6 protein-coding genes and 1 pseudogene are annotated in these 12,290 nt (G+C 65.7%); 2 read left to right on the top strand and 5 right to left on the bottom strand.

What is annotated here, in order from left to right; genetic code table 11:
* On the top strand, window positions 1-1,014 hold a 1,014-nt coding region (locus tag RHBS_RS15985), incomplete at its 5' end, for an MFS transporter (RefSeq protein ID WP_128646014.1).
* On the opposite strand, the gene treZ is transcribed toward RHBS_RS15985, so the two are convergent.
* The 4 genes from treZ to RHBS_RS15965 all read right to left on the bottom strand — a co-directional run bounded on the left by treZ (window position 987) and on the right by RHBS_RS15965 (window position 9,660).
* Complete coding sequence (gene treZ / locus RHBS_RS15980) at window positions 987-2,762, bottom strand: malto-oligosyltrehalose trehalohydrolase (RefSeq protein WP_121869637.1); 1,776 nt, start codon at window positions 2,760-2,762, stop codon at window positions 987-989. The two genes, RHBS_RS15985 and treZ, sit on opposite strands and share 28 nt — an antisense overlap.
* Window positions 2,759-5,134, bottom strand: coding sequence for a malto-oligosyltrehalose synthase (treY, locus tag RHBS_RS15975; RefSeq protein ID WP_121869638.1), 2,376 nt, complete (start codon window positions 5,132-5,134; stop codon window positions 2,759-2,761). Before treY ends, treZ begins: the two co-directional genes overlap by 4 nt.
* 3 nt (window positions 5,135-5,137) lie before the next feature.
* Window positions 5,138-7,429 carry a glycogen debranching protein GlgX gene (gene glgX / locus RHBS_RS15970; RefSeq protein ID WP_121869639.1) on the bottom strand — a complete coding sequence of 764 codons (2,292 nt, stop codon included), beginning with the start codon at window positions 7,427-7,429 and terminating at the stop codon, window positions 5,138-5,140.
* A gap of 77 nt (window positions 7,430-7,506) precedes the next feature.
* Window positions 7,507-9,660: an acyltransferase family protein gene (locus RHBS_RS15965; RefSeq protein ID WP_121869640.1), complete on the bottom strand. Its 2,154-nt coding sequence runs from the start codon at window positions 9,658-9,660 to the stop codon at window positions 7,507-7,509.
* A gap of 295 nt (window positions 9,661-9,955) precedes the next feature.
* Between RHBS_RS15965 and RHBS_RS15960 the strand changes: the two are divergent.
* Window positions 9,956-11,168 (top strand): annotated as a pseudogene (locus tag RHBS_RS15960) (MFS transporter).
* A gap of 529 nt (window positions 11,169-11,697) precedes the next feature.
* Here RHBS_RS15960 and RHBS_RS29055 read toward each other — a convergent pair.
* The coding region (locus tag RHBS_RS29055) for a hypothetical protein (RefSeq protein WP_187298513.1) at window positions 11,698-12,290 on the bottom strand (593 nt) is incomplete at its 5' end.

The following is a 12,290-nucleotide window of genomic DNA, read 5'->3' as shown; positions in this document are numbered from 1 at the left end:
TCGGTGTTCCTGATCAACATCCCCGTGATGATCGTGCTGATCGCTCTCGGGCCGCTGGTCATCCCCGAGTCCAAGGATCCGAACCCGGGGCGCTTCGACCTGACGAGCTCGGCACTGTCGATGCTCGCCATCGTCCCATTGGTGTTCGCGGTGAAAGAGACTGCGGCACACGGATTCGACGTGGTCTACCTGCTCTCCGCGGTGGTCGGCGTCATCGCCGGATTCGTGTTCGTCCGTCGGCAGCGGACTCTTGCCGCCCCGATGATCGACCTGCGACTGTTCGCCAACCGGGCATTCTCGACGGGCGTGGCCACGAACTTCCTGTCGGTGTTCGCACTCGCCGGCGTGTTGTTCTTCGGCTCGCAGTACCTGCAGCTCGTGCTCGGCAACAGTCCACTCGAAGCGGGACTGTTACTGCTGCCGGGTACCGCCGCCAGTATCGTCACCTCACTGCTGGTCGCGGTCCTGGTTCGATACTTCAGCGCGGGAACGGTTCTCGGTGTCGCGATGTTCGTCGCGGCTGCGGGCGCAGGCATCCTGGTCGGGCTCGCGACGGACAGCGGACCGGCCTTGTTCATCGCCGGGTTCGTGCTCGTGGGAGCCGGCGTGGGTGTCGCGCTGACGCTCACCTCCGAACTGGTGGTCAGCGCGGTCGAACCCGAACGAGCGGGAGCTGCCTCGGCGGTGTCGGAGACCGCGTACGAGCTGGGTATCGCATTGGGTGTCGCTGTACTCGGCACCGTGGTGATGGCCATCTTCCGTCGCGGAATCGACGTCACTCAGCTGCCCCCCGAGCTCGGAGCAAAGGCAGGCGAAACACTCGGCGGCGCGGATGCGGTGGCTCGTGAGTTGCCGGACTCGGTGGCGACGGTTCTGCTCGATTCCGCACATGCTGCGTTCGTGTCGGGCATGCATGTCGCGGCCGTCGCCACCGCGGTGGTGCTGGCGATCACCGCCGTGTTCGTCCTGGTCAACCTACGTAGGCGTCAGGACTCCAGTACGACGACGGAGTGACCGGGAACCGTGGTGGCAGAGCGGGTTTCGTTCGAGGTCGTCGGCTCCCATTCGAGCAGTGTGGAGCCGCCGACCGGTACTGTCACCGCGGATTCGGACAGGTTGGACACCACGCTGATGCGGCCTCGGCGTACGACGATCCACTGCGCGTCCTCGTCGTAGTCCACCTTCACGTGGTCGAGCCACGGATCGGTCAGTTCGGTCCGGTCACGGCGCAGCCGGAGCAGATCGCGGTAGAAGGCCAGTAGCCGCGCATGATCACCGTCGCCCAGCTCCGACCAGTTCAGCTTCGACCGTGTGAACGTCTCGGGATCCTGCGGATCGGGGATATCGCTCTTGTCCCAACCGTGCTCGGCGAACTCCGCCTTGCGCCCCTCTGCGGTCGCCTTGCCCAGCTCGGGCTCGGGGTGCGAGGTGAAGAACTGGAACGGCGTCGACGCTCCCCATTCCTCGCCCATGAACAGCATCGGAGTGTAGGGCGAGGTCAGCACCAGTGCGGCCTTGATTGCGAGCTGGCCGGGGGAGAGGTAGAAGCCCGGTCGGTCGCCGATCGCGCGGTTGCCCACCTGGTCGTGTGTGGTCGTGTAGGTCACCAGAGAACTGGCCGGGATACGCCGGGTGTCCAGTGGGCGACCGTGGATGCGACCGCGGAAACTCGAGTACGTACCGGCGTGAAAGAAGCCCTGCCGCAACGTGTTCGCAAGCCCCTGCAGCGAACCGAAATCCCCGTAGTAGCCCTGCCGCTCGCCGGAGACCGCGGCGTGGATCGCATGGTGGATGTCGTCGTCCCACTGGGCGTCGAGTCCGTAACCGCCACCCGACCGAGCAGTGATCAGCATCGGATCGTTGAGATCGCTCTCGGCGATCAGGGTCAGTGGCCGACCCAGATGTGCGGACAGGCTGCGAGTTTCGATCGACAGCTGTTCGAGCAGGTGCACCGCAGTGTGGTCGACGATCGCGTGCACCGCGTCGAGTCGCAGCGCGTCGATGTGGAATTCGGCGAACCAACGCAGCGCGTTGTCGAGGGCGTAGCGCCGCACCTCACCCGAGTCGGCCTCGGCGTAGTTGATCGCCTGGCCCCAGCTGTTGGCACCCTCGGTCATGTACGGGCCGAAGCGGTCCAGGTAGTTGCCGGACGGGCCGAGGTGGTTGTAGACCACGTCCAGAACGACGCCGATGCCGCGGCCATGGCAGGCATCGACCAAGCGCTGCAACCCTTCCGGGCCGCCGTATCCCTCGTGCACGGTGTACCAGAGAACGCCGTCGTAGCCCCAGTTGTGCACGCCGTTGAACCCGTTGACCGGCATGATCTCGACGAACGTCACGCCGAGATCGACGAGGTGATCGAGCTTGGTGATGGCCGCGTCGAACGTGCCCTCGTCGGTGAACGTGCCGATGTGGAGCTCGTAGATCGCCGAGCCGGGCAGTTGCCGTCCGGTCCAGGCCGCGTCGGTCCACAGCGTCGGATCGAGGTCGAAGACCTGCGACAGCTCGTGTACCCCGTCGGGCTGCCGGGGTGACCGCGGATCCGGGAGGGCCTTGTCTGCGTCGTCGAGCAGGAAGCCGTAACGACTCGTCGGGCTGCAGTCGACGTCCGCGTGCCACCACCCGTTCGAGGAGCTCTGCATCGGATGCACCGCGTCGTCGAGCTGGAGGCGGACGGTCTTCGGGGTCGGTGCCCAGACCTGGAACCGACGAGTCGCTGCCGGTGATGTCGCTGCCCGTGATGTATCTGTGGAGGACGTCACTGTGTCACCGTTCCTTCGTTGTCGCGCACCAGAAGTGCGACCGGGAGTGAGGCGAACACCGCGGCCACCGACACCGTGCCGGTGTGTTCGACGTCGGTGATGCGGTCGAGCCAGCGGCCGTCGGGCAGGGTCACGGTTGTCTCGCCCCAGCCCTTCTCCGATACGCCGAGCGAAAGCCTCGTCGCGAGTGCGAGCACGTCGACGTGGCCGGCCACCGGGCCGCGCGCGAATCCGACGAGGTGCTCGGCCGCGGATCCGTCCGCGACGATGGGTGTGTAGGTTCCGCCGACGAAACTCTCGGGCCGCTCGCGTCGCACGTGCAGTGCGGAGCGAACGACGGCGAGCTTGGCAGCGCCGGTATCGATCGAGAGCGCAGCGGAATTCGAGGCGGCGAGCATCGATCGACGGACCGAGTAGTCGACGGGCCTGCGGTTGTCGGGGTCGACGAGCGAGTCCTCCCACAACTCGGTGCCCTGGTAGACGTCGGGGATGCCGGGCCCGGCCAGGTTCAACAGCTTCTGACCCAGTGCGTCGGAATGGCCGTGCGGAGCGAGCTTCTCGACGAGCATCGACATCGAACGCGCGACGGCACCGTCGAAGATCGCGTCGAGCCAACTGTGTACCGCGGACTCGAATTCCTCGTCCGGGTCGGTCCACGTCGTGCGAAGGGCAGCCTCGCGGATCGCCTTCTCCGCGTAGGCGTGGACGCGTTCACGCAACGAGGACGTGACCACTCCGTCGGTCGGCCAGACTCCGAACAGGTTCTGCCACAGGAACATTCCGGTTGTACCGTCCGGACTCGGGGTCAGTTCTTCCCAGTCGGTGATGCATCGGGCCCACAGTTCGGGGGTCTGCGACAGCACGCCGATGCGCGCCCGCACGTCCTCGCCTCGCTTGGTGTCGTGAGTCGACAGCGTGGTCATCGCCGCCGGCCAGCGCTTCGCGCGGTCTGCGTTGGTGAGATGGAAGAACTCTGTGCTGCAACCGAATCGGCTGGGATCGCCGCCGACCTCCTGCAAGGAGATGAGTCGGTTCGCGCGGTAGAACAGGCAGTCCTCGACACCCTTGGCGGTGACGGCACCGCACACCTGATCGAATCGCACCGGCGATTCGGCACCACTGATCAGAGCCGTCGTCAACGCGCCGAGGCCGGCTGCCAGCTCGGGCTGCTCCTCGCCGATCTCCGCGATCACGCCGGGCAGTACACGCGCGAGCGGCGCGTAGTCGGTTCGGTACACGGGGACGGCCGCGACGACGGCGACGATCGCGTCGATGACGGACTCGAGATCGACGGTGGTGCCGGACTCACGCACGACGGCGCGCGCGAGGCGTCGCACCTCCGGGGACAGATCGCCGCGGGCGACACCGGTCTTGAGGTCCAGTTCGGTCTCGTGCAGCGTCTCGCTGTCGTAGGCGATTCCCGAACGAACCTGGGACAACGCGGTGAGTGCGTGCACGCCCTCGGGATCGACGAACACTCCGCCGACCGCGGCCAAGGCGTCGTATCCGGTCGTACCGTCGACGGGGAGCGATTCGTCCAGCGGTTCGCCGTCGGCCAGGATCTTCTCGATGACCAGCCATCGGTCCGGGCCGAGAAGTCCGCGTAGTTCGGTGAGATAGCCGGCGGGGTCGGCCAGGCCGTCGGGATGGTCGACGCGAAGTCCGTCGATCAGACCGTCCTCGATCCAGCCGGCCACCTGACGATGCGAGTCGGTGAAGACGTCGAGGTCTTCCTGCCGGATTCCCGCCAGACCGTTCACCGAGAAGAACCGGCGGTAGCCGATCAGCCCGTCGGACCAGCTCACCAGACGGTACGACTGACGATCGTGCACGGCCTGGGCGTCGCCGTTGTCGGTGCCGTCGGCGATGGGGAAGCGGTGCTCGTAGAACGCGAGCAGAGGCTGATCCTCGGAGCGGTCGACGGTCAGCTCGCCGACGTCGCTCGCGCTACCGAGGACGGGGATGGCGATCTTGCCGTCGACGCCGTTGTCGGCTCCGAAGTCTATGTCGAAGTACGTCGCGTACTCGGAGTCGCGACCACGACGCAGTACGTCCCACCACCATCGGTTCTGCCGCGGATCCTCCACGCCGACGTGGTTGGGCACGATGTCGACGATGATCCCCATGCCCAGTTCGGCAGCACGAGAATGCAGCTGTGTCAATGCTTCTCGGCCCCCCAGTGCGGCCGAGACCGCCCCGGTATCGGTGACGTCGTACCCGTGCGTCGACCCGTCCGTTGCCGTCAGGATCGGCGACAGATAGAGGTGGGTGACCCCGAGGTCGTGCAGGTAGTCGACCACGTCGGAGGCGTCGGACAGGGTGAAGGCATCGCCCCGCAGTTGTAACCGGTATGTACTGGTGGGCAGCGGCATGTGTCAGGCAGTCTTTCGTAGAACGAGCAGGGAACGAGCGGTGACCTCCACCGGTGTACCCGCTTCGATCGTTTTCTCACTTGCCCCGGTTCGCGACGCGGTGTTCAGCGCCACCGTCCATTCCTTTGCGTAGTTTCCGTCGGGGGTCACGAACTCGATGGTCTCGTGATGTGCGTTGAAGCACAACAGGAAAGAGTCGTCGATGACGCGCTCGCCGCGCTGGTTCGGTTCCGGGATTCCGTCACCGTTGAGGAACACCGTGAGTGACTTGCCGAATCCGCTGTCCCAGTCCTCGGGAGTCATCTCCTCGCCCGCGGGGGTGAGCCAGGCGATGTCTCGGGCCTGCTCGCCGGTTCGAATGGGGCGTCCCTCGAAGAACCGTCGACGCCGGAACACCGGGTGGTCGGCGCGCAATGCGATTGCGTTGCGGGTGAATTCGATCAGTTCGGCGTTCTTCTCTGCCAACGACCAGTCCATCCAGGCCAGTTCGGAGTCCTGGCAGTAGACATTGTTGTTGCCCTGCTGAGTGCGCGCCATCTCGTCGCCGTGGGCGATCATCGGCGTGCCCTGGCTGAGCAGCAACGTCGCCATGATGTTGCGGATCTGGCGGGCACGCAGGTCCAGGATCTCCGGATCGTCCGTCGGGCCTTCCACGCCGCAGTTCCACGAGCGGTTGTGGCTCTCGCCGTCGTTGTTGTCCTCACCGTTGGCGTCGTTGTGCTTGTCGTTGTACGACACCAGATCGTTGAGGGTGAACCCGTCGTGCGCGATGACGAAGTTGATGCTGGCACCGGGGCGACGGCCGGTGGCCTCGTACAGATCCGAGGATCCGGTCAGTCTCGACGCGAACTCGCCCAGCGTGGCCGGCTCGCCCCGCCAGTAGTCGCGCACGGTGTCGCGGTACTTGCCGTTCCACTCCGTCCACAGGCCGGGGAAGTTGCCGACCTGGTAGCCGCCTTCGCCCACGTCCCAGGGCTCGGCGATCAGCTTCACCTGGCTGACGACCGGATCCTGCTGCACCAGATCGAAGAACGCGCTCAGGCGATCGACGTCGTGCAGCTCCCGAGCCAGGGTGGACGCGAGGTCGAATCGGAATCCGTCCACGTGCATCTCGGTGACCCAGTAGCGCAGTGAATCCATGATGAGCTGGAGGGTGTGCGGGTGTCGCGCGTTGAGGCTGTTGCCGGTACCGGTGTAGTCCATGTAGTGCTCGAGGTCGCCGTCGACGAGCCGGTAGTACGCGGCGTTGTCGATCCCGCGGAAGCTGATGGTCGGGCCCATGTGGTTGCCCTCGGCGGTGTGGTTGTAGACCACGTCGAGGATCACCTCGATGCCGGCGGCGTGGAACGCACGAACCATGGCCTTGAACTCGGTGACCGCGGCACCGGGAGACTGCAGCGAGGAGTACTCCGCGTGCGGGGCGAGGAAGCCGAAGGTGTTGTAGCCCCAGTAATTTCGCAATCCCTTGTCCAGCAGAACCTGATCCTGCATGAACTGGTGCACCGGCATCAGCTCGATGGCCGTGACACCGAGGTGGTTGAGGTGGTCGATGATCACCGGATGCGCCAGGCCCGCGTAGGTGCCGCGCTCGGATTCGGGGATGTCGGGATGGTTGATCGTCATGCCCTTGACGTGGGCCTCGTAGATCACCGTCTCGTGATACGGGCGCTTGGGGGCGCGATCGGCCTGCCAGTCGAAGAAGGGGTTGATCACGACGGTGGTCATCGTGTGTCCGAGCGAATCGTGTTGGGGGAAGCCGTTGTTCGGCACGTCGTCGTGCGCGACGGGAGCTTCCTCGATGATCTCGTTTTCGGGATCGGCGAGATCTGTGGCGTCCTCGAACGGGGCCTGGGCGTCGAGTAAATCCGCGGATTCCTCGTCGACCTGTACCTCGGTCTCGGGTTCGGGAGCCGGCGCGTCCATGTTGTACGAGAACAGCGATCGATCGCCGTCGAACGATCCCTCGAAGGCCTTGCCGTACGGATCCACGAGCAGCTTGCTCGGGTCACAGCGATGCCCGGCTGCCGGATCCCACGGGCCGTGAACGCGGTAGCCGTAGCGCTGACCGGGCACCACCGTAGGCAGATATGCGTGCCAGACGTAGCCGTCGGATTCCTCGAAACGGATGCGGGTCTCGGTTCCGTCGTCGGCGATCAGGCACAGATCCACGGCCTCCGCGACCTCGGAAAACAGTGCGAAATTGGTTCCTGCTCCGTCGTAGGTCGCGCCGAGCGGATAAGCGGATCCCGGCCATACTGCGATGGCTGGCGTGTCGTCGGAGGCTTCGTGCAGCATGGATCAACCTACTGTGGCGGGTGGGCCCGGGCTTACCGAGCGCGAGCCGCATGCCCCTGGCCTTGGACCCCACTGGATCACGGTCCGGCCCACCAGCCGGTGGCCGATCCGATCTGTCGGCCCAGCTCGGTGGTGAGGGTTCGCACGTAGGTCGCGGTGAGATGGTGTTCGTCACGGTAGATCAGAACGTTGCCCTGCTCGGCGCGGCACACGGTGTCGTCGCACACCGCATCGGACAGGTCGAGAGCGGAGAACCCGCGCAGCTGAAACGAGGAGGCCAAGGCCGGGTTGACGGGGTCCAACGCCTCGTCCCTCGGGATACCGCAGGAAGTGGCCGTGCCGCCGTCGGCGAGGCAGTCGATGGCCCGATACGCGAGCCATGGCGTGTCTCGGATGCCCAGAACTCCGACGCCGTCCGCGGTCAGTTGCTGCCACACCGTGGCGTACCAGGGGGGCGTGAAGTCGCCGGGGGCGTCCTCCCGAGGCCGGGTAGCGGTGGTGAACACGTAGTCCGGTTTCATGTCGGCGATGTCGGCGAGCACGGTCTGCGTCCAGTCCAGGCAATCCGGGTACTCGTTCGGACCGAGCATCGGCATCGTGTTCGCGCTCAGCGGGCATCCCATCTTCAGGAAGGTGACCACCGCGAAGCCGTGTTGACGTCCCAGGGCGTCGAGGGCCGTGACCCAGTGCTCGGCGTGCGAGCTTCCGGCCAGCACGATGGTCCGGGTCGCGTCTACGTCGCCGTAGGAGCACGAGATCGCGTCCCGGGTCTCGAAGTCCGCGATGCAGCCCTCGAGGGTGGTGGCCGGCAGGTCCTCGGGTGCGGAGTAGAGGGGCGGGCTCAGGTCGGCAGGGTCCGAGCGAATTCCGTCGGTCAATTCGAGCGCCCCCGGGTGGGTCAGCTCGTCGACCGATCCATCGGCCTGCACGGCGGTGATCGATCGGCTGATGTAGGCGTTCCATCCGATCGAACTCGCGGTGACCGCGATCGCGGCGACCACTGCGCAGGCGGTCACCGCGATGCGTCCCGGGGTGAACGTCGTCGACTGCGTGGGTCGCTCGACCAGTCGGACGGTGAGGAACGCGAGTGCGATCGAGGCAGCGACGATGCCCAGGCCGCCGAGCATGTCGACGTGGGATCGACCGGTGGCCGAAAGGTAGAAGATCAGTAGCGGCCAGTGCCACAGGTAGAGCGGAAACGCGATGGATCCGAGCCAGGCGAAGAACGGGTTGGAGAGTGTGGCCGCTACGGCGGTCTCGGAGCCCGCGACGATCAATGCGAGGGTGGCCAGCACCGGAACGAGGGCCAAAGGGCCGGGAAATGCAGCCACACCGTCGACGAGAAAGCCGCACGCGACGATGGCTGTCATGCCGATGACGGCAAGGGCACCGCGTGCGGTCGACCACGTTCGGGTGCCGTCGGCCGTCGGCTCGGCCGCCGGCTTGTCGCTGCGTGCGGCGAACACGGCGGCGACTGCGGCACCGAGCATGATCTCCCACAGCCGCGCCCCCGTGTCGTAGTAGTTCCACGCCTGGTGGCGTCGAACACCGTCCGCTGCATACACGAAGGACAGCACGGCGACGATCGCGAAGATCACGGCAAAGGTGTGCGGTCGGAGACTTCGTGGTCCCTCGGGTTGCGCGATGCGTCGGACCCAGGCGAGACCGAACACCACGGCAATGGCCAGCAGATAGAACTGGAACTGCACGGCCACCGACCACAGGTGCTGAACGGGACTGACCGAGGGGTCGGCCGCCAGGTAGTCGTTCGCCGTCGTCGCCAGCTGCCAGTTCACGAAGTAGAAGACACCGGACACCAGTTGATCGCCCAGGTCGGCCCATCGGGTCCGCGGAAGCAGGAACACCGATGTGACGGCCACCGCGAACAAGGTGATCAGCAACGGCGGGCCGAGTCTGCGCAGTATCCGCGAGATGCGAGTGATCGGGTTCAGGCTTGCGCCGGACTCGGCCGATCTCAGCAGAGATGCGGTGAAGAAGAAGCCGGACAGGGTGAGAAATACATCGACGCCGCCCGACACTCGACCCATCCAGATGTGGAAGACCACAACGAGGGCGATGGCGACACCACGCAGGCCGTTGAGATCATGCCGCTGCGGTGGCCGACGCGGTCCGCTCGGCGGCGGAGCTGTGGCCCCCTGAGCCGGAACAACCGCAAGGGCCGAGGTATCGGCGACCGAATCGGTATCGGCGCTGCTCTGGGGTGCGTGCATGGTGGAGAAGTGACTTCCCGGCTGTGTATCGACCACTGGGTCGGGGGTCGCGGACGGCGGTACCCGATTCAGGTGAGATCGGGGATTCAGGGGCAAACAATACGTGTACATGAGGTGAAGTACCCCTCGGAGTCTGCTTTGCGGCGATAGTCCCAGTTCGCGGACGGTTTCGGGCACATTCTCGCGTTGATCGGCTTGCGCATGTATGAGGCGTATGCAAGCATTTATCAGGCGCGTGCAACTACGCGCGGAAGCTCGATAATTGCGTACGCATCTTCCATTCAGGAGTTCAGACATGCCACTCGGCTTGCTCGCCCTCGCCATCGGGGGATTCGGAATCGGTTTGACCGAATTCGTCATCATGGGCCTACTGCCCGAAGTCGCGGCCGATTTTGCGGTCACCGAGGCCACTGCCGGTTGGCTCATCACCGGCTATGCGCTGTCCGTCGTCGTCGGGGCCCTGGTCGTCACCGCCGCCGTGACACGGTTTCCGCGCAAGAAGGTCTTGCTCGCACTGATGTGTCTGTTCATCGTCGGCAATCTCGTCTCCGCACTGTCGAGCAGTTACGAGATGATGCTGCTCGGCCGCGTCGTCGCAGCGCTGTGTCACGGAGCGTTCTTCGGCATCGGTGCCGTAGTCGCGGCAAGCCTGGTCGAGCCGGCCAAGAAGGCAGGAGCGATCGCATGATGTTCGCCGGCCTGACCGCCGCCAACGTCCTCGGAGTTCCGTTCGGGACGTTACTGGGGCAGAACCACGGTTGGCGCTCTACGTTCTGGGCGATCACGGTGATCGGCGTCGTCGCGCTGATCGGTATCGCCGCCCTCGTTCCTCGCGACACCGGGAGCGGTGAAGCGAGCAATCTGCGTCGAGAATTGCGAGCGTTCCGGTCGGTGCAGGTATGGCTCTCCATCGCGGTCACGGTGCTCGGTTACGGCGGCATGTTCGGTGCGTTCACGTACATCGCGTTCACGCTCACCGACGTCAGTGGCTTCGCGTCGAGTTCGGTGCCGTGGCTCCTCGTGTTGTTCGGCGGCGGACTGTTCGTCGGCAACTACCTCGGCGGAAAGGCGGCAGACCGCAACCTCACCGGCACGCTGATGATTCTGCTCGGTGCACTGACCGTCGTACTCGTCTTCTTCGCGCTCACCGCGGACAGTCGCCCGGCGACGATCGCATCTCTCGTGCTCATGGGTGCGTTCGGCTTCGCGACGGTCCCGGGGCTGCAGATGCGGGTGATGTCGTTCGCATCCGACGCTCCTACGATGCGTCCGGCGCGAACATCGCCGCGTTCAATCTCGGAAACGCGTTGGGCGCGTGGCTCGGCGGTGTGACGATCTCGGCCGGTCTCGGCTACACCTCGCCCATCTGGGCCGGATCCGCTATCACCTTGCTGGCCTTGATCGTTCTGGTGTTCGCGACCGGTCTGCTCCGACGCGCCGACGCGGATCCGGTCGCGGGGGCGGGCCGAGTGAGCGCTGCAACCAGTGCTGCGGGATCGTCCACCTGAAGGGCGAAGGAGTGGGCACTGCCGTCGACCCTCCATCGTTTCAGGGGTGCGGGCACGCTGACCGTTGTGGCGCAGGACAAGTCGATGTCGACGATGGTGCCGTCCTGATTCGGTAGCACGAACCGGCCGCCGTCGAGAGTCGGCGATACGACGCCGTAGCGGCGGTGGATTCTGGCGGAGACGATGCTCGCTCGGTCCACCGTCGCGACGACCTTCCCGGAGGTTCGCAGAGTGAGCGTCGTCGGCGAGAGAACGTGAGGATGGACGCGGGTCAGTGCGACCGACGAGGTGAGCATCACCAGTGACGCCACCGACAGGGCTGCAATCACTGCGCTGATCCACAGGACCGGAATCAGCAGGTGCAGAACGACCATCTCGATGACGGTGACGACGCCGAACATCACCGGCATCGCAAGGGTTCCACGTTCTGCCGTGAACGTTGCCGAGTCCGCGCCGATCGGCGCATGCCGTCCCCGCGCCCACAGCAGCAGCGCGCGCCATCTGCCGACCTGGACCGGGGTGTGGACCGTCATCGAGCAGCACCAGCGCGGCTCGGTTCGCTGGTCTGCAGCCGTGCGATGGCTTCGATGATCACTGCGCGCTGAGCGGGATCGGGCACGATGTCGTCGATACTCAGCGGGCCGCTCTCGTGGGCAGTGACCTCGGGCTCCGCCGAGGCGAGAGCCTTCATATCGAGCACCGACGCCAATTCTGCTGCGAGCGAATCGATGTCACCTGCGGCATCGTCGACCCCTCGGCCTTCGAGCGCGCTGAATCTGCGCAGGAGCGCCAGGTACTTCAGCCGGGTGCCGGGATCGGCCAGCGTCGCGGTGATCGACTCGAAGAACGACGCGGGGACGGTGCCCGAGATCGCCATCACCTCGAGCAGGTCACGCTCACGGAGCAGCGATTCTCGGTCGGTCTCGGCAGCGGCATCGATCAACGCGGCCAGTGTGTCCGCCGCATCGCGCGGCAGGGCCGTCATTCGGCGATGCTCGACGGCGTCGTCGAGCAGAGCCGACAGACGAGCGTGCTTGTGGGCCAGCGCTTTCTGCTCCGCTTCGATACCGGCCACCAGGGCGCGTAGATCGGCGACCACGTCGCTCTCGTCCGGCGCGGACC

The sequence above is a fragment of the Rhodococcus sp. BS-15 genome, from assembly GCF_000813105.1.
Taxonomy (GTDB): domain Bacteria; phylum Actinomycetota; class Actinomycetes; order Mycobacteriales; family Mycobacteriaceae; genus Rhodococcoides.
The sequence above is the reverse complement of the archived record's forward strand: the minus strand, read 5'-3'. Positions and strand labels throughout refer to the sequence as shown.